The organism is Paenibacillus yonginensis (assembly GCF_001685395.1).
Classification (GTDB): domain Bacteria; phylum Bacillota; class Bacilli; order Paenibacillales; family Paenibacillaceae; genus Fontibacillus; species Fontibacillus yonginensis.
The window spans coordinates 4,372,409-4,396,733 of the sequence record NZ_CP014167.1 but is presented as its reverse complement, the minus strand read 5'-3'; the positions used below and the strand labels follow the sequence as shown (position 1 = coordinate 4,396,733).

General features: G+C 53.9%; 20 protein-coding genes. 8 read left to right on the top strand and 12 right to left on the bottom strand.

Features of this window, described 5'->3' with window-relative positions:
- Window positions 1-37: 37 nt before the first annotated feature.
- A complete protein-coding gene (locus AWM70_RS20005; protein WP_068699387.1) occupies window positions 38-304 on the top strand; it encodes a hypothetical protein in 267 nt (88 codons plus the stop codon).
- Window positions 305-471: 167 nt separating this feature from the next.
- Here AWM70_RS20005 and AWM70_RS20000 read toward each other — a convergent pair whose 3' ends face one another.
- Complete coding sequence (locus tag AWM70_RS20000; RefSeq protein ID WP_241270817.1) at window positions 472-1,827, bottom strand: PFL family protein; 1,356 nt, start codon at window positions 1,825-1,827, stop codon at window positions 472-474.
- Window positions 1,828-1,909: 82 nt separating this feature from the next.
- Window positions 1,910-2,179 (bottom strand): ACT domain-containing protein, encoded by a 270-nt coding sequence (locus AWM70_RS19995; RefSeq protein WP_068700886.1) that lies wholly within the window; start codon window positions 2,177-2,179, stop codon window positions 1,910-1,912.
- 191 nt (window positions 2,180-2,370) lie between these two features.
- On the opposite strand from AWM70_RS19995, the gene AWM70_RS19990 reads away from it, so the two are divergent.
- Window positions 2,371-2,664: a small, acid-soluble spore protein, alpha/beta type gene (locus tag AWM70_RS19990; RefSeq protein ID WP_083180444.1), complete on the top strand. Its 294-nt coding sequence runs from the start codon at window positions 2,371-2,373 to the stop codon at window positions 2,662-2,664.
- Window positions 2,665-2,775: 111 nt separating this feature from the next.
- On the opposite strand, the gene AWM70_RS19985 is transcribed toward AWM70_RS19990, so the two are convergent.
- From AWM70_RS19985 to AWM70_RS19955, 7 genes are all read right to left on the bottom strand, one after another.
- The gene (locus AWM70_RS19985) at window positions 2,776-3,663 is read right to left on the bottom strand and encodes a carbohydrate ABC transporter permease (RefSeq protein WP_099093113.1); all 888 of its coding nucleotides are present in this window, start codon (window positions 3,661-3,663) and stop codon (window positions 2,776-2,778) included.
- Window positions 3,660-4,535 (bottom strand): carbohydrate ABC transporter permease, encoded by an 876-nt coding sequence (locus AWM70_RS19980; protein WP_068699382.1) that lies wholly within the window; start codon window positions 4,533-4,535, stop codon window positions 3,660-3,662. The genes AWM70_RS19985 and AWM70_RS19980 overlap by 4 nt, the downstream gene beginning before the upstream one ends.
- Before the next feature lie 104 nt (window positions 4,536-4,639).
- Window positions 4,640-5,986 carry an extracellular solute-binding protein gene (locus AWM70_RS19975; protein ID WP_068699380.1) on the bottom strand — a complete coding sequence of 449 codons (1,347 nt, stop codon included), beginning with the start codon at window positions 5,984-5,986 and terminating at the stop codon, window positions 4,640-4,642.
- 210 nt (window positions 5,987-6,196) lie between these two features.
- On the bottom strand, window positions 6,197-7,798 hold the full coding sequence (locus AWM70_RS19970) for a response regulator (RefSeq protein ID WP_068699378.1): 1,602 nt from the start codon (window positions 7,796-7,798) through the stop codon (window positions 6,197-6,199).
- Window positions 7,795-9,591, bottom strand: a complete 1,797-nt coding sequence (locus AWM70_RS19965; RefSeq protein WP_068699375.1) for a cache domain-containing sensor histidine kinase — start codon at window positions 9,589-9,591, stop codon at window positions 7,795-7,797. Before AWM70_RS19965 ends, AWM70_RS19970 begins: the two co-directional genes overlap by 4 nt.
- Before the next feature lie 313 nt (window positions 9,592-9,904).
- Entirely contained in the window at window positions 9,905-11,866 is a 1,962-nt protein-coding gene (locus AWM70_RS19960) for a beta-N-acetylhexosaminidase (protein ID WP_068699374.1), read from the bottom strand.
- Window positions 11,867-12,097: 231 nt separating this feature from the next.
- Window positions 12,098-12,481, bottom strand: a complete 384-nt coding sequence (locus tag AWM70_RS19955) for a winged helix-turn-helix transcriptional regulator (protein ID WP_068699372.1) — start codon at window positions 12,479-12,481, stop codon at window positions 12,098-12,100.
- A 183-nt stretch (window positions 12,482-12,664) separates the two neighbouring features.
- Between AWM70_RS19955 and AWM70_RS19950 the strand changes: the two genes are divergently transcribed.
- The 6 genes from AWM70_RS19950 to AWM70_RS19925 all read left to right on the top strand — a co-directional run bounded on the left by AWM70_RS19950 (window position 12,665) and on the right by AWM70_RS19925 (window position 18,495).
- The gene (locus tag AWM70_RS19950; RefSeq protein WP_068699370.1) at window positions 12,665-13,894 is read left to right on the top strand and encodes an MFS transporter; all 1,230 of its coding nucleotides are present in this window, start codon (window positions 12,665-12,667) and stop codon (window positions 13,892-13,894) included.
- Between the two features lie 83 nt (window positions 13,895-13,977).
- Window positions 13,978-14,820: an aldo/keto reductase gene (locus tag AWM70_RS19945; protein ID WP_068699368.1), complete on the top strand. Its 843-nt coding sequence runs from the start codon at window positions 13,978-13,980 to the stop codon at window positions 14,818-14,820.
- A gap of 208 nt (window positions 14,821-15,028) precedes the next feature.
- Complete coding sequence (locus AWM70_RS19940) at window positions 15,029-15,988, top strand: ABC transporter ATP-binding protein (protein WP_068699359.1); 960 nt, start codon at window positions 15,029-15,031, stop codon at window positions 15,986-15,988.
- A complete protein-coding gene (locus AWM70_RS19935; RefSeq protein ID WP_068699357.1) occupies window positions 15,978-16,724 on the top strand; it encodes an ABC transporter permease in 747 nt (248 codons plus the stop codon). Before AWM70_RS19940 ends, AWM70_RS19935 begins: the two co-directional genes overlap by 11 nt.
- A 41-nt stretch (window positions 16,725-16,765) precedes the next feature.
- Window positions 16,766-17,890 carry a sensor histidine kinase gene (locus tag AWM70_RS19930; RefSeq protein WP_083180443.1) on the top strand — a complete coding sequence of 375 codons (1,125 nt, stop codon included), beginning with the start codon at window positions 16,766-16,768 and terminating at the stop codon, window positions 17,888-17,890.
- The gene (locus tag AWM70_RS19925) at window positions 17,887-18,495 is read left to right on the top strand and encodes a response regulator transcription factor (protein ID WP_068699353.1); all 609 of its coding nucleotides are present in this window, start codon (window positions 17,887-17,889) and stop codon (window positions 18,493-18,495) included. The genes AWM70_RS19930 and AWM70_RS19925 overlap by 4 nt, the downstream gene beginning before the upstream one ends.
- Before the next feature lie 218 nt (window positions 18,496-18,713).
- Here the strand turns inward: AWM70_RS19925 and AWM70_RS19920 are convergent, their stop codons facing one another.
- From AWM70_RS19920 to AWM70_RS19910, 3 genes are all read right to left on the bottom strand, one after another.
- Window positions 18,714-20,423 carry a methyl-accepting chemotaxis protein gene (locus AWM70_RS19920; protein WP_068699351.1) on the bottom strand — a complete coding sequence of 570 codons (1,710 nt, stop codon included), beginning with the start codon at window positions 20,421-20,423 and terminating at the stop codon, window positions 18,714-18,716.
- A 233-nt stretch (window positions 20,424-20,656) separates the two neighbouring features.
- Window positions 20,657-22,291 carry a helix-turn-helix domain-containing protein gene (locus tag AWM70_RS19915; protein ID WP_068699349.1) on the bottom strand — a complete coding sequence of 545 codons (1,635 nt, stop codon included), beginning with the start codon at window positions 22,289-22,291 and terminating at the stop codon, window positions 20,657-20,659.
- Window positions 22,288-24,213 carry a cache domain-containing sensor histidine kinase gene (locus tag AWM70_RS19910; RefSeq protein WP_068699347.1) on the bottom strand — a complete coding sequence of 642 codons (1,926 nt, stop codon included), beginning with the start codon at window positions 24,211-24,213 and terminating at the stop codon, window positions 22,288-22,290. Before AWM70_RS19910 ends, AWM70_RS19915 begins: the two co-directional genes overlap by 4 nt.
- Window positions 24,214-24,325 lie beyond the last annotated feature (112 nt).

The window sequence follows — 24,325 nt, the reverse complement described above, 5'->3', positions numbered from 1 at the left end:
TAGGGATGATTTTGAAGAATTGGAGGGGAATAACCCTATGGCTAAAAAAGATATTGTGTTTCATAACATGCGTTACGAAATCGCGGACGGCGATTTGATTACTTACAGCCAAAACGGCAGCGAGCTGCACCGTCATCCGATCAAAGAGCTTGGCTTCTCCGAAGGAGATAACCCGATCGACAAACATGAAACCCTGTACGAATTCGCGGTGATCTACCCGGATGGCAATACGGTTAACTTTGCCGGCGAACCGGAGTTGTCCTCCTTCGCAGAGTCGTTCAAGAAAGAGAAGGGCGTTCTGTAGCCTTATTCCAAAAAAAGAGGCCGTTTCCCGTTAAAGGTGAACCCCTGTCAAGTCCCAGTCTATCCAGGTAGGCTGGGTTCGTCACTTGATCAGGGGCCTGTCACTGCCGGGAACGGCTTTTTGAGTTTCCCGCAGTCGCTGGGTTTGGCTCATTCAGCTGCGCGAGATCAGTTCTTGAAGCTGTGGATCGGCGCCGGAATCCGGCCGCCGCGGTCAATGAAGCTGGCGCAGCTGAAGCCGTTCACCGGCATGACCGGAGCATAGCCGAGCAGACCGCCGAATTCGGCGATTTCGCCGACGCCCTTGCCGATTACCGGAATGATGCGGACGGCCGTCGTTTTGTTGTTGACCATGCCGATCGCAGCTTCGTCGGCGATAATGCCCGAAATCGTCGCGGCGCTGGTGTCGCCAGGGATCGCGATCATGTCTAGGCCGACCGAGCAGACGCAGGTCATGGCTTCCAGCTTTTCTAGAGTCAGCGCGCCCTTCTGCACGGCCTGAATCATGCCGTGGTCTTCGCTGACCGGGATAAAGGCGCCGCTGAGTCCGCCGACGTAGGAAGACGCCATCACGCCGCCTTTCTTCACGTTGTCGTTCAGGATCGCCAGCGCCGCCGTTGTGCCGGGTGCTCCCGCCTCCTCCAGGCCCATGACCTGGAAAATTTCCGCGATAGAGTCGCCGATCTCCGGCGTCGGCGCGAGCGACAGATCGACGATGCCAAACGGCACGCCGAGGCGCTTCGAAGTTTCCTGGGCGACCAATTGGCCGACCCTCGTCACTTTAAACGCCGTCCGTTTAATCGTTTCGCAGAGCGTCTCAAAGTCGCTGGTCTTCACTTCCTCCAAAGCCCGCTTGACCACGCCCGGTCCGCTGACGCCGACATTGATCACGCACTCCGGCTCGCCAACCCCGTGGAAAGCGCCGGCCATAAACGGGTTGTCCTCAACGGCATTGCAGAAGATGACCAGCTTGGAGCAGCCCGCCGAATCGCGGTCCGCTGTCAGCTCCGCCGTCTTCTTGACGATGCCGCCCATCAGCTTCACCGCATCCATGTTGATGCCGCTGCGCGAAGACCCGATGTTGACCGACGCGCAGATGCGCTCTGTGACGGACAAGGCTTCCGGAATGCTTTCGATCAGCTTGCGGTCGCCTTCCGTGAATCCTTTATGCACCAATGCGGAGAATCCGCCGATAAAGTTGACGCCAATCTCTTTGGCCGCTTTCTCCAGCATTTCGGCAACAGGCACGTAAGAATCGGTCTTGAGGCCGCCGGCCGCAATCGAAATCGGAGTGACCGATACGCGCTTATTAATAATCGGAATGCCGAATTGGCGTTCCAGGTCTTCGCCTGTCTTGACCAGCTTCTCGGCAAGCCTTGTAATTTTATCGTAGATGTTCCGGTTAAAGACCTGCAAATCCGAATGCGCGCAGTCCATCAGACTGATGCCCATCGTAATCGTGCGCACGTCCAGGTTCATCTCCCGGATCATCTTGTTCGTTTCCTGCACTTCTCCAAGCGTAATCATCGTATTCCTTCCTCCCGTGCCTGCTAATTGCTGTTATTGTGTCCAAACCCATCCTGCCATTATTGGCTTGTCAGGCCGCTCAAATCCGGTGCATCGTATTAAAAATATCCTCATGCTGGAGTTTGATCTCCACGCCCAGCTCCGCCCCAAGCTTCTGCAGATCTTCAATCAGCGCCTCAAAGCTTTTGGCAGGAGCCGTAATATCGACGATCATCATCATATTGAAATAACCCTGAATAATCGTCTGCGAGATATCCAGAATGTTGACGTTCTGTTCGGCCAGGTACGTGCAGACTTTAGCGATAATGCCTACCTTGTCCTTGCCGAGCACAGTAATAATCCCTTTCATGAAACAAAAGCCCCCTCTGTGTTCGTCCGTCATTGATTCATAAACCTTAATTTCATTATTATGGCAGATGTCCAACGCCGCTTCAATGTAAAAACAGGCAAAAACGGGCTGTTCCCCCATCTGGACATAAAGCCCTGAAATCAGGGCATTCTAAGACCGGATTCCCTCAAGTTAAAGGAGGCTGATTCGATATGGCTAGAAGAAGATCAGGCAGAGGACCGGGTGCAGACCGGGCGCTTCAGCATTTTAAGGCGGAGGCTATGCGCCAGGAAGGCTACAAAGTGAACCCCGAGCAGCCGGATGACGTCAAATATGAAGTGGCCCAGTCGCTCGGCGTTCCGCTCAAGCATGGCGATAACGGCGATCTGACGGCCGAGCAGGCCGGGAAAATCGGCGGCGCCATCGGCGGCTCGATGGTCCGCGAAATGATCCGCCAGGCTCAGGAGAAGCTGAGCGGCGGGGATTCGGGCGGGAGCGGGAGATAAGCTCCTCATTTAACCGTTAACGAGCCGTTAACGAAAAACAAACCGGAAATGGCCGCCGATCGGCGCACCGTTTCCGGTTTCTTTTTTTACCTAAATAAATTAGCTTAGCCCTTAACCTTTAACCGCCCCCGCTACCATGCCTTTCATGATCTGCTCCTGGAAAATCAGGTACACAATCACCGTTGGAATTACCGCAATCGACATCGCGGCCATCGTCAGGCTGTAATCCGTGCCGTAGCCGTCGGAGAAGATGGACAAGCTGAGCGGCAGCGTTTTTAAGGACTGGTCATTGATAAACACCAGCGCAAATGCAAAGTCGTTCCAGGAACGCAGAAAACCCAAAATCGAGATCGTTGCCATGGCCGGAACCGCAAGCGGCATAATGATCCGGCAGAAAATCCCCCAATATCCGTTGCCGTCGATCATCGCCGCTTCTTCCAGTTCCTTGGGTACAGAGGTCAGATAGGCCGCCACAATAAAGATCGCTACAGGCAGCTCGAACGCCGCATAAGGCAGAATCAGCGAAGCATAGGTGTCGAGAATGTGCAGATTCTTCATCATGATAAACAGCGGTACCAGCGTGCTGTGGATCGGAATCAGCATGCCTAGTACAAACAAACCCATAATTACGCCTTTAAACCGGAAGTTCAGCCGTGACAAAATGTAGCCGGTAAGCGTGCCGAGAATCAGCGTCAGGGCAAGCGAACCGAGCGTTACGATGACTGAGTTGGCAAATGCCCTTCCGATACCGGCAATTTCCCAGGCGCGCGTATAATTCTCAAACTGCCAGACCGAAGGCAGGGCGAACGGATTGGCCGAGAAGTCGCGCACAGACTTGAAGGAGCTGATAAACAACCACAGCAGCGGGTAAATCGTTGCAAGGGCATAAACCAGCAGCACCGTGTCGACTCCCCACAGCCAGCCGGATTTCCGGCGCCGCGGCAAAGGTCTGCGGACTGTTTTTCCCGTCAGGGTTTCAGGTGAAATCAGATTCATCATACCCCTCTCTTTCTCATCAGCAGCTGGCTGCCGAGCACGAGAATGAGGCTGATGACGATGATCAGCGAGGAAACGGCGGAGCCGTAGCCGTAACGGAAAACTTCAAACGTATTATTGTACATATAAGTGGCGAGCAGCTCGGTCGATTGGGCCGGACCGCCGCCCGTCATGATATAGATCAGGTCAAAGGCTTTCAAACTGCCCGAGATGCAGAGGACAATGGCGACCTTGATCGTATCCCAGATCATCGGAATGACGATGAGATACAGCCATTTGGCCCGGACTGCGCCGTCGAGTTTGGCGGCATCCTCCATTTCGGACGGGATGTTCTGAATCGCCGAGATAAAGATAATCAGATAAGGGCCGATGTTGGCCCAAATGACCGGAGCGCTGACCGAATACATATTGATGCGGGCATCCCCAAGCCAGTCACGAATCCAGGAGCCCAGCCCGATATTTTGCAAAATGACATTTAAGATACCGATTTGAGGGTGATAGATATATCCCCAGATCATGCCGATGACGACGGTGGAGACAACCATAGGCATAAAAACGGCCGAGCGGACAAAGCGGTGGAACAGGGTGCTTTTTCGGAGAATCAAGGATAGAACGAGCGCGACCGGCAGCTGCCCCAGAATCGAGGCGGCCACAATGATCAGGTTGTTCTTCAACGCCCGCCAGAAAATCGGGTCGCGGAGGGCCTCCGCATAGTTGTCCAAACCGGTAAAGCTGGCTGCGCCAATGCCCTTCCAGTTATAAAATCCGTAATAAACCGACCAGACGATCGGCACAAGCACAAACACCACATACAAAACGAGAGCGGGCAGCAGCCCGATCACCACAAACCCTCTAAGACGGTTCACGAACGCCATAACCGGCCTCCTTTCAAAGATGCAGGGATGGACGATACCCGCCCTTTGAAAGGCGGGGGCGGATATCGTCCGGAAGTTGTTTTTATGAGTGAAGGAACGGCCGGTTATTTGCCAAGATCCCTGGCCTGGGCATCCTGGATCTTCTGGGCGATCGCTTTCGGATCGCCGCCCAGGGACACCTCCTGCAGGCCGTTGTTTACCGCGTCGGTCGCGGAAGAGGTCAAATAAGCATCATATACCGGAGTAAGGCTCAGTGATTTGTACAGCGTAAACGCTTTGTAGAACAGCGGCATAACTTTGGACTGATCCGGCTCAACCTTGTAGGTGACGATCGAGTTGCTGTCCGCGATGGCCTGCATCGCTTCCGGACCGCTGACCGTATAGATCAGGTCCAAAGCGGCTTTAAGCTTGTCGCCCGTGACGGTTTTGCTGAGTGCCAAACCGCCGCCTGAGCCGCCGGACATCGAATTCGGATCCCCTTTGCCGCCGGGAACGGACGGAAGCACGGTGATGTCGATCTGACTGAGCTGCTCCTCCGTTGCTGCTGCAGCCATGTTCGTCAGCGCCCACGAACCGTCGATCATCATCGCGGCTTTGCCCTCGGCAAAATACTGCTCCATCTGGGTGTTATCCAGGCTGTTAAAGCCGGTTTGGAACGCATTGGCATCAGCCAGGTCCTTGAAATACTGCAGGGCCTGCACGAATTCAGGATCGGTAAACTTCGCCCCGTCCTGATTCACAGCCTTCAAGAACCAGTCCGTACCGGTCACCCGGTCCGCAAGCGAGGAGAGGATGCTGGACTGCGCCAGCCAGGAGGCTTTATTCCCCAGCGAAATCGGCGTGATTTTGTTGTCGTTGAACGTTTTGACCGCCGTCATCATTTCGTCCCATGTGGTCGGAACCTTGACGCCGTATTTCTCAAACAGGGACTTGTTGTAGAACAGGAAGGAAGTGGCCGAGCCGCTCAGCGGCGTGGCATAAACCTGGCCGTCAAAGGACAGGGTGTCCAGCGAACCGGAAATGAAGTTGTTCTTCCAGTCCGGATGCTCATCCAGCACGGAGGTAATCGGCTGAATCAGCCCGCCATCATAAAACTCTTTAATCGAGGTACCGGATTGAACGAAAAAGACGTCCGGCATTTCATTCGCGGCTGCCACCGTCTTCAAACGCTGACGGTATCCATCCGGCGGAATCGCCTGTGCATCCAGCTCGACCTCGGGGTGCTCGCTTTGGAATTTCTCAATCTGTTCCCGTACAACCTTGGCTCTCAGATCGTCGCCGGAGAAGTTATGCCAGATGGACAGTTTGATTTTCTCTCCAGGGGATTTGGAGCTGTCCGTCCCTGCCGCACCGGTGGTTGGCGTGTTATTCCCCCCTTGGCCGCAAGCCGCGAGCAGCAGGGTAAACGATAGTAACAGAGCGAGAATTGCGATTGGTTTTTTCTTTGCCATTTAAGACCCCTCCTTTGGTTCCATTTATGTTTAAAAGTATAAGATTGCGGAGGATGAGCGGTAAGGAGATGATCTCCAGTCGGAGGGTGGAAAAAATTCGGTTCATCAAACTCATGTCAGCTAATCGTTCGTGAATCAGGCCAAATCCGGTTTGTCCGGTCCTAAATCGCGGCCATTACACGTTATATACATGTCAGGTACTTCATAGAACTAGACGCCGTCTCCGGAAAGCTGTCGATATTCCGTGGGGGTACTTCCCATCATTTTCTTAAACTGCTGACTGAAATATTTAATATCCTCGTAACCTACTTCCCCTGCCACTTCACTGATCTTCTTCTGCGTAGTCAGCAGGATATTTGCCGCACGCTGCATGCGCTCACGGATCACAAACTCGCTGAAGCCCTGACCGGTTTCCCGTTTGAAAACCTCGCTGAAATGATTAGGGTTGAGGTGCACGAAACCCGCCACCTGCTGCAGGGTCAAATGCTCGCCGAGATGATTGCGGATATAGGCAATGGCCCGATGTATGTAAGAATACCTGCCGTCACTGACGAGCTGGTGGAACTCATTCATCACCGACAGTAGCAGCTTGAACAGCTCATCTTCAAGGACAACACCCGGCTCAAAGGAAATGGCCGGCGTCGCTCCGGCACCCGCCTGCCCCGTTGACGACTGCGCGGCCGAGGCTGTCTCCTTCGCCCTGTCCAGCCAGCGATGGGCCCCGATTACAATGGATTGAAGGAACGCCTGCAGAGCGGCCGGCGTCGTTTCGGGGTCCTCCAGCCGTTCCCTGACGATTGCAGTGGTCCAATCGTGGAGCTGGCTGCCGTTGTTGTTCATCAGCAGGGAAGACAGTTCGCTTTCCTCCCTCTCTGAACAGACCGTTCTTCCGCCCTGGCGGTCTTCCACGTCCTTCAGCTCAAACAGCCCTCTATCCCCGAACACGACCCGGTATTCGTAAACCTTCAGGGCCTCCTCATAAGAACGGCGCAGCTCCCCGGCGGCGTAGACCTCATTTCCAGCTGCAGCAAAAATATCACATCTCAGCGTATCTCGGACCCGGCTGATCACCTTTCCCAGCTGCCGCTCCCCGGACCATCCCGGCGTCACGCCGGCTACGGCAATGATCATGTTGTTCCTGAGCAGTGTAATACCGGATAGCAGCTCAGACAGCTGGCTTTCCGCCGCTCCAAGCATTAAGCCGGAGAAGCGGTCATGTCCCCATCCGGATGCGCCTACAAGCAGGACGCGCATCGCCTGGGGACGGCCGTCCGGCAGTTTCCGGAAGACACCGGTCTGCTCCAGCCATTCCGTTACCGACTTGTAGACCAGACCGTCCGGATCTCCGCTACCCGCCGCGTTTCCGGTCAGCCATGCCTCGAAATGCTGCTTGCGGAGCGCAGCCGCCTGAACATCCCCCTGCCTCTTCAGTTCCCGTTTCATCTGCAGATTCTGTTTGGCTTTCATCACGGATTTGATGATTTCCTCGGGATCGCTTGTCTTCAGCAAATAGTCGGTTACCCCCTGCCGCAGCGCCCGCTGGGCGAACCCGAAATCGTCATAGCCGGTCAGGATGATAATCTCGGCATCCGGAAGCTTCTCCCTGATTTCCTTGGCCAGCTGAATACCATCCATACCGGCCATCCGGATATCGGTGAGCACGATGTCCGGACGCTCGGTGAGAAGACGCTCCAGCGCCTCCTCCGCGGATTCTGCGGGCGGAAGCAGGTGCATGCCAAGCTCCGACCAGTCGATCACCGTACAAAGCCCCGTCCGGATAATCACCTCGTCATCTATGATCAAAACATTCATGCCGATCCCTCCAGTAAAGGTATAGTGAAGGTTATTCTTGTGCCGGTACCCGGCTCGCTTTCGATCTGGAGTCCGGTTTCGCTTCCATAGTGCAGTATCAGCCTGCGGTGAACACTACCCAGACCGTAACCGGATTTCACCGTTTCGGCTAAACCGTAAGCCGTGTCCGGCTCAGCCTGGCTTTCTATACTGTCCTTCTCCAGCTGCAGCGCATGTCTGATCTCTCTGAGCTTCGCTTCTTCCATACCGATGCCGGTGTCCTCGACCGTGAAAGTCATCGCTCCCGGCCGAAGCTCGCCCTGAACAAGAATGCTCCCCTTCTCCCTCCGCTTTTGAATGCCGTGCATAATGCTGTTCTCGATCAAAGGCTGAAGGAGAAGCTTCAGCATAGTCTGATCCTGGATCGACGGATCAATGAAGAAGGTTGCCTCGAATTTGTCCTGAAATCGTTTAGACATAATGCGCACATAGTTCTGCGCATGCGCCACCTCCTGACCGACTGTGCAGAACTCTTTCCCGTCATTCAGGCTGAACCTGAGGAAATCGGTAAGCGCCCCGACCATTTCGGCAATCGGTTTCTGCTTGTTCATTAAAGCGATCCAATGGATAGAAGAGAGCGTATTGTACAGAAAATGCGGGTTAATCTGGGCCTGCAGGGCCTGGATATCGGCTTCCTTTTTCTTGGCTGCATTTAGCTGCAGCTGGCTTTTGAGTCGCTCGATACGGTCGCTGAGCCGGTTATAGCTGCGCAGCAGCATGCCGATTTCATCTGTAGTTTTGACTTCAAATGGACGGATCGGCTCATCCGGATCGATCTTGTTCAGCTTTCGCGCTACCTTGATGAGCGGCCGAGTTACCCAGGTAATGAAATAAAGCACCAGCAGGCCTGCAAACAGGGCTGAAATACCGATAGCCCAAGCCGTAAGCGTAAGCACATACTGGTTCTGAGCCGTATAAATATGGGTGGGAATAACGCCAACCAGCTTCCATCCCAAGCTCGGGACCGTGTAGTAGAGCAAGGTGCTGCTCTCATCACCCAGCTTGACGTTCTCAACCCCTTCAGCACCCGGCAGCGTGCCCAGATGCGAAATCTTGTCCCCCAGGAGCTGATTCAGCCCCTCCCCCTTCTGGGAGACCATCACCCGGTTCTCCTCATTAATCAGCCACAAATGCCCGCTTTCATTCCAGGCCGCGTTCTCCAGCATACGCTGCACTTCCCGGGCATCAATGCTGATGGACAGCTCTCCATAATTTTGGAACTTGTCCGTGCTGCGGATCGGGCGGACCAGCGTAAATACCTGTTTGAGCCCGTTGTCCGTCGTCTGATTCTCGTACAGCGGGGTCCACCATTTGACAGCCAGGTTATATTTCCCTTCATTGGCCCGCATCACCTCCGGCAAACCGGAACGGACAATCGTCGTGTTGGACAAAGCCGGATAACCCTTATTTGAGGTAATCGTGATGTTCGAAATATAGGTTTTGGAGGAAGCAAGATTCATCAGGAAGGCAACGTTCTGCGAATATAACGAAATGTCCGACCTATCGCTGCCGAGGTAGGATTGGATATTTTTCTGGCCAATGATAAAGACCGACATGTTCTCCGCATCGCCGATGATGAAGTCCAGCTTGTCCGAAATTTGCTGTAGTGTGTTCATGCCGGACTGCTTCTCGATTTTTTCCGTCAGATTGGAAGCTATGCGGTAAGAGACTATGCCCGTAGCCAGCAGCGGAAAAACGATGGCCGCAATCAGCAGCACCGACAGCTTGCTTTTTAATGAATTTCTGAACCACATCCGACCACCCCGTTTTTTGTTTTTCACATTCTACAACACAAACGGTGCACCCGTCCTAACACCCGGTGTCAGACCAAGGGGGAAATGAAGAATTTTGTCGATTGGGTTTGAAGAGGAACTCGGAGAAAGGCCCTAAGGACAAGGCGGTTAGCTTTTATGGAAGCGCTTACTGATCTGGCTGAAATAAACACCGCAAAAATGAATAATAATTCCCTGGAAGAAGACCGCACCGACGAGCCAATACTAGGCAGCCGGTGCAGCCGCTCCTTCTAATGCAGTCAATTCATGTCTGCTCTATGCTATTTCCAGAACGTTATAGCGGATTCAAGACGTGGAAAAAGACGTTCGGCGACGCCATCCGGTAATAATAGCTGCACCAGCCGATCCCTTTATGGTTAAAACGGTTGTTGGAGCTGTACAGCAGCCGTTCCTGCTCCAGCTCTTCGATGCGGGCTATGCGCCCCTCTGTGTAATCCAGCAGTCTTTGCGCCGCGGAATCCAGGCGGTTTACTACGCCTCCGTAGCGGATATCGAGCACTTCCCAGCCGAACGGCTTAAACATGCTGAACCACTGAATGCGGTGAGCATCGCGAAGTTCGCGGACCGCAGCGGCAATGAGCGGCAGCTCTTCTTGGGCCACCCGGTTCAATGCGGCGCGATCTTGAATGTCATAGGCCTGTTTGAGCCGGATGCCGATTTCGCTTTTGATCTTTAGCACGGCGCACAGCTTCTCCGGCATCCGCAGGAGTTCGGCTGTGCCAGTGCCTCCGCTCTTTCGGGCCCATTGGATACGCTGCTCCAAATCGGCATAATGGGCGGAGAGCTCCAGTCCTTCGATCTGCTTGTCGAATAACCCGAGAAGCACGTCCTGGTAGAGAAGAAACTTCGAAGGATTGCTTTGCGCCCGGTTATTCGGCTCGGAGCCCGGCGTTTCATCGAGGTCCTTCAGCAGCAAATAGCTGTCCGCCTGGATGCCCGTGCAGAAGGCGGCCCGTTCCGCCACACGCTCCCATTCGGGTTTCGCCGCCGAGTAGGCATGTTCGGCATACAGCTGCAAGCCCAAGAGCGCCGCAAAGGGGCTGCCTTCATTCCCGTCATCGCCCCACATCGTCGCATAAACCTCGCGGATGCCCTCCTGCTTGCACACCTGCAGCGCGTTGTCCGAAGCGTTCAGGGACAGCCCGTAATTCACGCCGAAGGTGTTGAAGATCCATACCGCGCCAGCGAAAGCCAGATTCGCGCCTAACGGGCGGTGTTTGGCGACCTGCTGCCCGTATTCCTCCATTTCCTTCAGTCCGTAATCCCAATAAACCATCGAGACGTCTTCCGGGATGCGGCTGGCCATCTCTTCGGGAATGGTCGTATCGGAATTGTAATAATCGGCGCCGCTGGCCGAAGCGAGCTTCAGGAACATGTCGCTCCACATCATCGGCTCGAGGCCGCGTTCGCGGACGATCTCCAGCACCTTGTCCAGATGGCCTGTCATGATGTCGAAACGGCCGACGTAGCCATTCTTATCCAAAAACTTGCCCCGTCCCAGCTCCTCAGCCTCATCCATGCCAATATGGATTTTGCGGCTGCGGAAAGGCGCCGTCGCCGATTCGATCATGCGCCGGATCAAATCCAGCGTGGCTTCCTCCCCGACCAGAAGCGCCCCTTTAGTGTCCCGATACCGCGATGCCGCCTCCCATTTCAGGAACTCCTCCAGATGGGCAAGCGTCTGAATGCTCGGAAACGCCTCAATGCCGAATTGGTCGGCATAGTCGTCGATTTCCTTGAGCTCCGCCTGCGAATAGCGGCCCCTCATGTAGCCAAAATAGGACTCGCCTTCTATTTCATATGTATCTTCCATGTACAGCATGACCGTATTCAAACCCATTAAAGCGAGCTTGTTCAGCATCCGTTTAAAGCTTTCGACCGTGAGGACCCCGTTGCGCGAAAGATCAAACATCGGCCCCGTGAGTTCGAACTGCTGCTCTTCCTTGATCTGAAACGGCTGCCCCTTCCGTGTATGCTGTACGAGTAAACCCAGTCCGCGGAAAAACTGGTGCTTCAGCTCATACCGAATATAGGCCTTACTTCCGTCCCATCCAACCTCCAGACCGCCGCTAACGGAAACCGAGACCTCTACTGGAATACCCGGAATCCCGGCATTTCCGTCATTTCCCGCATTTCGGGTATCCCCCTCATCCCGGATCTCAACGCCTAGTTCCGCTGCTAAAATCCCGATTCCCGGCAACAAACCGTTTGTTTCCCCTTCAAAACGCAGCTTCATCCTCTGCTACCTCCGTTATTTTTATTTTGTAATCGGATTTGCTTGGTGCTTTCGAGTCGTGCTCCCGCCAAACATTATGACGTTATGTTGTTTTTTATTATGGTATCTTAATGCGCCTATCTGGGCAATACAAAGATGGACTTGAAAAAGAAAAAAACCAGCCGAAGAATGCATCCATTCTTGGGCTGGCTTTCCCGATTTTTTAACCTCTAATATTGTAAGTCCTGTGCATCAGTGATTCAAAATATTATCCTCCAGCACAGCGAATTTGTCGCCGTACTCCCGGATGATATGCTGCTCGCCCCAATTGCAGAGCGAATCCAGAATCGGCTTCAGGCTCCAGCCGTATTCGCTCAGCTCGTATTCGACTCTTGGCGGCACTTCATTGTAGCTGATCCGGTTAATAATGCCGTCTTCTTCAAGCTCTCTGAGCTGCTGGGTCAGCATTTTCTGGGCGATGGCCGGCATGAGGCGCTTCAGCTCGCTGGTCCGCTTGCGGCCGTGCGTCAGGTGGCAAAGGATGACGCATTTCCACTTGCCTCCGATGACCTCAAGCGTAGCTTCAACGGAAATGTTGTATTTCTTGGTTCTTGGCGTTTTCTCTACTTCTGGCATAACGATTCGATTCCTCCTGGCAGCAGAAACTGTAGCTTCTGCATTTATATATAAATACTTATATAGATAACTTTTTGGTGCCTATAGCACAAATAAGTACGTACTATTCAAATGAATCCCGCTCACCCATAATAACATTACCGGCCGGTGATTTCTACAAGGTAGGAGTGAACAAGAGAAAACATGGAGCTTAATAAACAGAGAAGCACCTTGGCGCTGCTAGCCTTGGCGATAAGTGCTTTTGCAATCGGAACGACGGAGTTTATCAGCGTAGGACTGCTTCCGTTGATTGCTGATGATTTGAACATTTCCGTGACCTTTGCGGGTCTCACGGTTACTTTATACGCCCTCGGGGTGACCTTTGGCGCCCCGATCCTGACCTCGCTTACGGCCAGCGTGCCGCGGAAAACGCTGCTGATGGCGATCATGGTCGTCTTTATTGCCGGGAACAGCCTGGCGGCAGCCTCGCAGGGCATTGCTTTGCTGCTTGTCGCCCGCGTCCTTTCCGCTTTCTCGCACGGGGTGTTCATGTCGATCGGCTCGACGATTGCTGCAGACCTCGTGCCTGAGAACCGCAGAGCCAGCGCGATTTCGATGATGTTCTCCGGACTCACGGTAGCTACCGTTACCGGTGTGCCGATCGGCACCTTTATCGGACAGCAGCTCGGCTGGAGAGTCGCCTTTATCGCCATTGCAGCCGTCGGCATCGTGGCCTTTATAGGCAATCTGATTCTGGTTCCCTCCGGACTGCGGAAAGGGACCGAAACGCCGATGGTCGAGCAGGTTAAGCTGTTTAAGAGCGGCAAGATCATCCTCGCCCTTCTGATAACGGCGCTTGGTTATGGCGGAACCTTTGTAGTATTCACCTATTTGTCGCCGCTTCTGCATGAAGTGACAGGTTTTGCGGAGAACACCGTTGCCCTTCTCCTTCTGCTCTACGGAATTGCCATTGCCATCGGCAACGTTATTGGAGGGAAAGCAGCCAACCGCAAGCCGCTGCGGGCTTTGCTCGGCATGTTTATTTTACAGGCTATAATCCTGCTTGTGCTGACCTTTACGGCACCTTATCAAGCTGTAGGATTGATCACCATCTTCTTCATGGGCCTGCTGGCATTTATGAACGTTCCAGGGCTGCAGCTGTATGTGGTTCTTCTGGCGGAAAAAATCGCGCCCAAAGCGGTCGATGTCGCTTCGGCACTGAATATAGCAGCCTTCAACGCAGGCATCGCGCTCGGGGCTTACCTCGGGGGCATCATTACCGATACGCTGGGATTGGTTCATACCGCGTGGGTAGGGGCCATCATGGTCGCCGCAGCGGCAGCTCTTACAGCAATCAGTCTCGTTTTGGAGAAGAAAGGGAACCCTAAAAGGGGCACCCAGGTTTCAAAAGGATTAACGGAGGCTATGGAGTGAACGAAGCCATGGCTGCTCTGTAAAGGACGCCATGCATCCGTTCATTTTATATATACAATTAAATTTCAGGAGGAATAGGAATCATGAGTTTGAATCTGCAAAGCACAGTACAATTAAATAACGGCACTCAAATGCCTTGGTTTGGTCTTGGCGTATTTCAGGTGGAAGAAGGCGCGGAGCTGGAGGCAGCTGTAGCTGCAGCCATTAAAAACGGCTACCGCAGCATTGATACTGCAGCTATTTACGGCAATGAGCAAGGCGTAGGCAACGGAATCCGCCAAGGGCTCGAAGCAGCCGGCCTGAAAAGAGAAGACCTTTTCGTGACCTCCAAAGTATGGAATGCCGATCTGGGCTTTGAGGAAACTTTGGCCGCTTTCGAAGTCAGCCTGAACAAGCTGGGCTTGGAATATCTGGACCTTTACCTGATCCACTGGCCTAAAGAAGGCAAATATAAAGCAGCCTGGAAAGCGATGGAGACCTTGTACAAGCAGGGAAAAATCAAAGTAATCGGCGTCAGCAACTTCCAAATTCATCATCTTGAAGACTTGCTCGCCGATGCAGAGGTTGTGCCGGCCGTCAATCAGATCGAGCTTCACCCTCGCCTGACTCAGAAAGAGCTGCGCGACTACTGCAAGCAGAAAGGCATCCAAATCGAAGCCTGGTCCCCGCTGATGCAAGGTCAGCTGCTGGACAACGAAGAGCTGAAGGCCATTGGCGCGAAATACGGCAAGTCCGTCACTCAGGTTATCCTGCGTTGGGACATTCAAAACGGGATCGTAACCATCCCTAAATCGACCAAAGAACACCGTATTATCGAGAATGCCTCGATCTTCGACTTCGAGCTGAGCGCCGAAGACATGGCTGCCATTGATGCCATGAACCAGAACCACCGCGTAGGTCCGGATCCGGACAACTTCGATTTCTAAGAAGCACGGGTACGTTATTCTCTGAAAAAGCAAAGCCGCCGAAGGGCCGCCTGAACAGCAGGGCCGCCTTTCGGCGGCTTTTTGTATGGCCGCGGTCCAAGTCCGCATGACAAATGTCACCCCGGTTTCATGACAAATCGGCCTGTTTCGATTTCTCCCGTTCAGGTAGTCTTAAGACATCCAATTTGATGACGGGGTGAAATCATAAATGAATGCCAAACCGGTTATCGTCCTCGACGATTTGACCAAACAATATCCAAACGGCAAATGCGCCGTTGATCACCTGTCCTTCTCCGTTGAGCCGGGCAGCCTGGTGGCTTTGCTTGGTCCAAACGGGGCAGGCAAGTCCACCACCATTTCGATGCTGCTGGGACTTCAGCAGCCTACCCGAGGGAAGGTCAAACTGCTGGGCGGCAGCCCTAGGGATGCCAAAGTGCGCGGCAAAATCGGTGCAATGCTGCAAGACTCAGAGATGGTGCCCGGACTAAAGGTCCGGGAAGCGGTGGACCTGTTCCGTCACTATTACAGCCATCCGATGGACTTGGGGCGGCTGCTTCGTATCGCAGGCCTTGATGAGGTCCAAAACAAGATGGCCATCTCCCTCTCAGGCGGTCAAAAACGCCGGATGGCTTTTGCCCTGGCTTTGGCCGGCGATCCGGAAGTACTGTTCCTTGACGAGCCGACAGCCGGGATGGACGTCATGTCACGGCAGATGTTCTGGGACACTGTCCGGACCATTCAGGACCAGGGCAAAACGATTATGCTGACCACTCACTATCTGGAGGAAGCGGACCAGCTGGCCGACCGGATTCTTGTGGTCAATGAAGGTCGGCTGATCGCCGATGGATCACCGGCTGAAATGAAGCAGGCTGCTGGTCGGAAGTCGATTCACTTCACCGCAGGGCCAGAGCTTCAGCCCCGGCAGCTGGAGCAGCTGCCCGGTGTACAGGAAGCGGTCTGGAACGGCCGAAGGGTCAAGTTGACCAGCCTGGATACGGACCGGGTTATTTTTACCATAGTCCACATGAATCTTGACGTCCGGGACATCGAAATCCAGACTGGAGGGCTGGAGGAAGCGTTCCGTAATCTGGTTCAGGGAAGCGGGAGCACAGATAGAGCAAGTGAAACGAATAAAACAGGCACAAAGGAGAAGCGCCATGTTGTCTAGAGCTATGACTGCCCAATGCCGGGCTGAAATTTTGCGGACACTGCGGAACAGAAGATTTGTAATCTTTGCCTTGCTCATGCCGGCACTCTTCTATTTCATCTTCACCAGCGTTGTTGGGGATGCCATGCAGATTGGCGGAATCGAGTGGAAGGCTTATTATCTGATGTCGATGACCGTATACGGCGTGCTCGGCTCCAGCATTACTAGCCTTAGCAGCCGGCTGGCAGCGGAAAGAGCCTCCGGATACAATAGGCTGCTCCGAATTACGCCCCTGTCTTCTTCCGTCTATGTGGCTTCAAAAATGGTTTCGACCTCCGTCATCAACGCCGGAATTATCCTCTTCATGTTTCTGCTCGGCAGCCTGTTTAAAGGCGTTGTCATGAGCTGGGAGCAGTGGCTGTTCTGCGGTTTGTGGATCTGGGCCGGAGCACTCCCCTTTATGGCACTGGGCACCCTGCTTGGTCAGTTGCGAAACACCGATGCGGTACAGGTGGTCTCCCAGTTGGTTTACATGGGCATTTCCATTCTTGGCGGGTTATGGTTCCCTAAGCAGGCGATGTCCCCCGTTCTTCAGCGAATCATGGAGCTTATGCCCTCTTACCGTTTTGGCAGCGGGGCCTGGGGTCTGGCCGCAGGCCACGGCGTCTCTGGCTCAAGCCTGCTGACTTTGGCCGTCTACGCAGCCTTGTTTGTGGTATTATCTTCCTATCTGAACAAAAGACAGGATGCGATCTGACGTGGTTTTTTTTCTCAAAGAAAAGGAAGTACCTCTTTCCGGTGATATGGCTAGTTTACCTGGCCTTCCCCGTAACCGATATTTTGTCCCGTCATGCGTTGGAAAAGGGCCTGGGCTTCACCGTGTTGGCACTTTTCGTCGCCGCTTATCTGCTGAGCTGGTGGGACCCCGCAAGGATGGTCTATTATCTGTTCGCCGAACTGATCATCATCGCTTATTTCACCCTGTTATGGCAGCCATCTTACTTGTATCTCGTCTTCTTCGTCACGCCCGTTATCGCATTCCTGCCAAATCCGAAGACGTTCCGTTTCCACATGGTCCTATTGGCGGTTCTTCTGGCCGGTTACTTTATCTACGCCTCTTCTTTCCTTACTGAAAGCGATCTGCTGAATCTGATACCGGCCATGATCGTGGCCGTTATCGTTCCGACTGGCATTCGGGGAGGCGTGCGCTCCCAGGAATTGAAGGGACAATTACACCTGGCGAATGAGGAGATCGCGCGGCTCAGCAAGCAGGAGGAGCGGCAGCGAATTTCCCGAAATCTCCATGATACGCTTGGCCATACGTTATCCCTGATTGCCTTGAAGAGCGAACTCGTGGAGAAGCTGATTAACAAGCAGCCCGGCAAAGCCGTACAGGAAGCAAAAGATATCCATTGGGCTGCCAGGGCGGCCCTTAAACAAGTCCGGGAGCTTGTGTCCGACATGACTTCGGTCACCATAGCCGGTGAAATAGGCCATGCCAAACAGATTTTGCTTGCCGCCGGAATTGAACTGAAGGTGGAACATTCAGGCGGAGACAGCGGTGATAACGGAGAACTCGGAGAACCCGGTGATCTGGACCTCGAGCCCTTCGTCCAGAACGTGCTGGGCATGTGCCTGCGCGAGTCGGTGACCAACATCGTCAAACACAGCAAGGCTGCCCGCTGCGAGATTGGGCTTGTGCAGGAACCCCATGCTTTTACTATGACTATTTCGGATAATGGCATAGGGCTGGAGCAAGAAGGCATTTGGACTCATGGAGCAGGGCTGAGCAACATGAAAGAACGTATAGCTCTGATTAATGGAAGCTTGGAGCTTACAGCCGTGATTGGAAAGGGAACTCGTGTCCGACTGACTGTCCCCAAAATAGCCCGGAATTTAAGTACAGGAGAAGGCGTCCAATGAAAGTTATAATTGCTGAGGATCAAGGTATGCTGCGCGGCGCATTGAAGCTGCTGCTGGATATGGAGGAAGACATCGAGGTCGTGGCTCAAGCCGAAAATGGAGAAGAAGCCTTAAAGCTGGTCCGGGAACTGAATCCTGATATTTGTCTGCTGGATATTGAAATGCCGAAGCTTACCGGGCTCGACGTTGCCGAACGGCTGAAGGAAGAAGGCCATCCCTGCAGAGTGGTCATCCTGACCACTTTCTCCCGCACCGGTTACTTCCAAAGGGCTCTGAAAGCCGGCGTGAAGGGATACCTGCTTAAGGACTCCCCTGTCGATGAGCTTAGCGCCGCCCTGCGAACAATTCATCAGGGAGAGCGGGTTGTCAGCACGGAGCTGTCACTCAGCTTGTGGGAAGCCGTAGCGGTGAACCCTTTGACTGAGCGTGAACAGGCCGTATTGAGATTGGTCGCAGACGGACTTGCCATTCATGACATTGCGAGCAAGCTGTATTTGTCTCGGGGGACGGTACGGAACTACGTATCGAAAATCATGCAAAAGCTCGGGGCCAAAAACCGGATCGAAGCGATCAATATTGCCGAGACAAACGGATGGCTGGTTTAACATAGGGTAACGAGCAATAAAGCAGCAAGGCAACGAGCAATAGGGCTATACGGCTACAAGTACAAGGCCCTACGGCGGAGTGTTTCACCGTGATCAAGCGCGGATTTTGAGCCAAGTGGTGTTAAAAAAGAAGCGGCTCTCAGGTCCAATCAGGACCTGCTGAGACCGCTTCTTTATCAATTATTCACTTCCATCTCACTTCTATATCTTGTCCGAACCTAAACCTTAATCTTGCCCAGGTTCGATTTCAGCTCCTCGGCCATTGCATTCAGTTCCTCAGAGGCGGAGGCCAGATGTTCGATCTCCTCAGCCATAGTCTGCGTGCTGGCCGCAACCTCCTCGGAAAGATCCAGCGTGTCCTTCATAATGCCCGTTACGGTTTGGTTCAGCATAATCATACTGTCAGATCCGGCTACTTCCTCCGTGGTCATCTGCATGATCCCGTTCATATTATCTGCCGTTCCCGTCGCTGCCAGCCAAATGTCCTGCAAGGCATCACCGGCTTCACGCGCGGCAATCGTACCGCGGACAATTTCCTCCCGGCTGCGTTCATTGGATAAGACCGCTTCACGAATGTCTGCGGTAATCACCTGGATCAGTCCTGCTACTTCCGCAGCTTCCCGGTCAGACTGCTCGGCCAGCTTGCGGACCTCCCCGGCTACTACTGCAAAACCGCGTCCGGACTCTCCGGCACGCGCCGCTTCGATCGAAGCGTTTAAGGCCAGCAAATTCGTGGAGGCTGCAATCTCCGAAAGGGTGACTGTAATGTCGGAGATTTTCCGGGAATGCTCCTCAAGCCGTCCGATCAGGCCGCCCGTTTCGTTGGAGCGTCCTTGAATGGACTCCATCAGAGACAAGGTCTGCAGTACGGTCTCCCGTCCTCTCTCAGCCATTTCCTTGGTCCGCACGGAGTCGCTTTGCCCTTCGGCGGCCTGTTCGTTCGCTTTCCGGATCAAATCGGACAGCTCCTCCAGCACCTGAGAGGAAATCAGCGCCGTCTCATGCCCGGTGCCTGCTTCCTTCGTCATTTGCCGGTTGCTGCTCGCCACGGCCTGATAGGACTGCGTCATTTCTTCGAGCGCCTTGGCCATGCCATCGGAAGCCTTTGCCACCTGATCAGCCGATGCAAAAATATTCTCATTCAGCTCCGTAACGGTGTTCTTAAGGCTGAGTACCATGCCGGAAATCGCCGAAGTCAAACGGCCGATCTCGTCCCTTGAGCGGTACTCCTTAAGCTGAACACGAAGATTGCCTGCCGCCACCTCTTCTGCAACCTTGGTTATGGAAACCAGCGGCTTAAGGCTTTGAACAATCAGCAGCCAGATGAGCACCACCGCAAGCACCAGTTCAATCAGACCAAATAAAATCAGCCGTTCGCCAAAACGGTCAACCGTATCCTGATACGGATTTGCCGGAACACCAACATACCAGATGCCAATCACTTTGCCGGACGCATCTTTAATCGGTTCGTAAGCCGCCTGGTTGGATTGCCCGACCACCATGGCCTCTCCCACATAAGTCTGCCCTTGCTTCAGCGTAATGTCTGCTACTTTGTCAGAGACCTTTGTGCCGACTGCTTTCGAGCCGTCCTGCTGCACTACATTGGTGGCCACGCGGGTATCCCCCAGGAACAGCGTAACCGTATCCCCCGTCTCCTTGCCGAAATCATCCAGCAGCGTTAACGTTTCATCGATGGCCTGCTCGCCCTTGTAAAGTTTGCCGTCTTTAACGGACCAATCCCCCGGGTACAGCTTGTCGATCAGCATTCTCCCCGTATTCAAATCGCCCAGCAGCTTCTGGTGGGCCGTTGAAAGAATATCCTTCTGCGCAGTGGATACGGCGTAATAACCAATGACCCCTGTTCCCAAAAGCACTACCACGACCATAAACAGGACCAATTTAACCCGAATGCCCATTTTCCCTTTCATACTAAAACCCCATTCCTGCCTATAAATAAAATATTAAAAAGACTGGGATAACTTGGACATTGGCCCATCTTTTATAATTGAATTCTAAAATTAGTGTCGAACCTTGTCTATATAAAACAAAGCATAAAACCCAGAAAATTTTCATCTGTTTTCATTTTTAGAGATTTTGCCTTTATGAAGAGGGATAGTTGAGCCCACGCCGCAGTCCAATCAGGCATGCGTCGACATCTGGTTCAGCAGCCCCCGGCTTCGCTCTGCTGCTTCCGATACTCGTTTGGGGTCTGTCCGGTATGCTTCTTGAACACCTTGCTGAAATATTTTTCATCCGGGTAGCCGACTCTGTCCGCGATCTGGACGATTTTCAAGCTCGGGTTGCCCAGCAGCTTCTTCGCGTGTTCCATACGGATCCGGCCGATGTAGTCGGACAGATTTTCGCCCAGCTCCTGCTTGAATTTGCGGGAAATGTACTCCCGGCTTAGAAAAAACTGATTCGCAATATCCTGGAGGGAAATTTCCTTCCGGTAGTGATCCTCCACGTATTTGCGGATCTGATGAATGACGCTGCCGTTTTGCTGCTTCAGGGCATGCAGCGTTTTCGCGAATTCGGCAAGCTCCCCTGACAGCCGCTCCTCCCAGCTTCCCAGCGAAAAAAGTCCGTCCGGCTCCACCTTCACCTCAAAAGCATCGCCGGGCTGCTGAAGCTCGGCCGGGAGCTCTTCTTCGCTCAGCCAATCCTTGGCCCACTGCAGACGCAGCACCGCATATTCGCTGCCCCAGATTTGCAGCTGGTGCGGCGTGATCCGGCCTGCTGCCGCGGCGGCCGCTGTCCATTCGTGCACAGTGCGCCGGATTTCGGCCGGCTGCCCGCTGAAGACCGCCAGACGAATCCGGCTTTCGTAATCGGACAAATGAGGCCCGCCTTTCGGGACGACGCTTCCTGGCCGGCCGTCCTCAATCGCATGGACCCATGAATCGTTCTCCAGCAGGTTCCGCTGCTGCAGGATCTTCTTCGATTCGGCATAGGCCTGCCGCAGCCCATCCGGGAATAGGTGCACCTGCCCAAGGCCGATGTGGAAAGAAGTCCGCAGTGTGCGCAGACAGCATTCCTGCACATGACGCATCACTTCATGGGCCTGCCCAAGGCGGCTCCACAGCACCATGACGACCTCCCGACGGCCGTTCCAGTAGGAAAAGGCGTACCCGCTTTTCTCCTTCCCGAGAATCTCGTTGCAAATATTCAGCACAGCAAAATAAAACAGATCTTCATTGGCGGAAAAAGAACGCAGATTGGCCGGATGAAGGCCTTCCAGCGTCAGCAGGGCCAGCCTGACCGGCGGTTTGCCCGGCGGAAGGCCCGTTTCGGCCTCCAGGCCAGCCGCGGCCCCGTGCAGCTCCGTTCCTTCGATCAGCTGCGAGAAGGCCTTGTCCAGATAGACTGGCTTAAGCTGGTTCAGCTCCATGCCCCGCTTCACCGCGGCCTGCCGTCCTTCCTCCTCGCGCCGCCACTGGGCAACCGCAGAATCGACCGCGCGGATCAGCTCCTCCGGTTCGATGGGCTTCAGGATATAATCCAGCCCGCCGTAGCGGATCGTGTTTCTCGTCAGCTCAAAGTCGTCATAACCGCTGATGACGATCGTCTTCCCGGCCACGTTGTTGTCATGCATCCAGCGGAGCAGGTCAACCCCGTTTCTGACCGGCATCATCATGTCGGTAAAAATCAGCCCAGGGCGCTCCTTCTCGATCAGCTCGATCGCCATTTGGCCATCCGTCGCCTCCAGCAGGGTGTCGATGTTCCAATTCTGCCAGGGAACAAGCATTCTGATGGCTTCGCGCACATGTTTCTCATCATCTACGATCAATGCTTTCATCCTAAGTCCTCCTTCTCACCCTGCAGTGGGATCATGATCCGGATCGACAGCCCGGAGCTAGGCCGGTTCTCCAGACGAATTGCCACGCCGTTTCCGTATTGCAGCCTCAGCCGGGATACAACATTCAGCCATCCAATGCCGCCTTCGCCGCTGCTCCTGCTTTCACCGCCCGCTGACAGCAGCTCCAGCTCGCTATGGGCCTTCTCTTCCGTTTGACGCTCTTGGCCCTGCACCGTCGTTCCCTGATCCATGGATTCGATCCTTTGGACCAGCCGCTTCAGAGCTTCCGGCTCCATGCCGGTTCCGTTATCGTCGATCTGCAGGACAAGCCGCTTTCCTTCGCCTTCCACATAACCCCTCAGCGAGATGTCGCCTTTGCCGATCCGGCCGTCGTAACCGTGTTTGAAATAGTTCTCTACCAGCGGCTGGAGCAGCATCTTCGGCACGGTAATCCGCAGCGTGGCCTCCTCGAAGTCCAGGCTGTATTCCAGTTCACCCTCAAAGCGTTCCCGCTGCAGCTCCAAATAAGCCTTCACATGCTCAATCTCGCGGCGCAGCGGAACCTCCGTCTCCTCGTTGTTCATGCTGTAGCGCATCATCTTGGCCAGGTTGCCCACGAGCCGGTACGTGTTGGTTGAACCGGAATGCAGCGCCTGGGTGCCGATCAGCTGCATCGCATTATAAAGGAAATGCGGGTTGATCTGGGCCTGCAGCGCTTTAAGCTGGTTGGTTTTGTTCGCCAGCTCGAGTTTGTATTCGCGCAGGATCAGCTCGTCGATCGTCTCCATCATCGTTTCCATTCTTCGGGCCAGAATACCGATCTCGTCGCTGCTGGCCACATTCATCGGCACGAGCAGGTTGCCTTTCTGTACTTTCTTGACGTATAGAAGCAGCTGCTTAAGAGGGCGGGTGATCTGCAGCGAAATCAGCACCGTGCCGATCATCGCCACAATGAGCGAAGCCGCGGCAATGCCGGAATTGATGCCCGTCAATTCGTTGGCGCTGTGGTAGAGATCGGTAAACGGGATCTTTTTCACCACGACTGTGTTCATGTAACCCGTATCCAGATGATCGTAGAAAATAATTCCCGAAAAGCTGCCGTCCCTCCACTCGAAGTGCCCGCTTCCCTCCGTTGCCTTCAGCTTCTTCTCCCAGCCCTCCTGCATCACCGTGCCGTAATCCTCCGCCTGCGAAGAATAGAGGAACCGCCCGTCCTGATCCAGCAGGTACAACTGTTCATGGCGCTCCGGGCTATAAAGATTATCGAAGATCTGGTTCAAGCCATCCAGCCTTACATCGATCGAAAGATAACCAAGCACGGCGACCGTAGGGGCCAGATACATCGGCCTGTTCAGCGTAAATACCGGGACTTCGGCGATTTTGGAGAGAGGCAGGGCGTCCTTGAGCCCGTATTGGTTGTTGATATGCGTCGGCTGGATAAAAGCTTTATATTCGCCGTCCTGATTTTTCGGCATCCGGTATCCGGGGTTATATTCGCGGCGGAAATAGCCGTTCACCCACAAATTCGACTGGCTGCCGTTTGCGATATAGAAATGCATCTGGTAAATATCTTTATCCGTCTGGTAAAGGTTGAACAAGTGCATATAAACCGGGTCGTAGCTGGTCGCCACCGCTTCCGAGGTGCTCACCGGGGTTTTGCGCGTATTCTCCAGATAGGTGTACAGCGAGTCGGCTACATTGATGCCGCTGTAGATGGACACTGAAAGCTGGTTGAGTGTATTAAAATAATTCAGCGCGTTCAGCTTCCCGAGCTCGATCCGGCTGGAGTTCTGCTCGATAGCGGTCTCCGTCACGGAATGCCGCGTGTAGTAGTAAGAAATCACGATGGATGAACAGATGGGAATCATGGTGGCGGCGAGCAGTAAAATAAGCAGCTTTTTGCGGATGCTGTTGCGGATCATCGGTCCCTGTCCCCCATTTTCACGACTTTCCTAAAACGCTTTCAATTACGATTTTATTGTATAAGTCATTATAAACGCCATGTCAATATAATCCACCCTCTCCGTCATCATA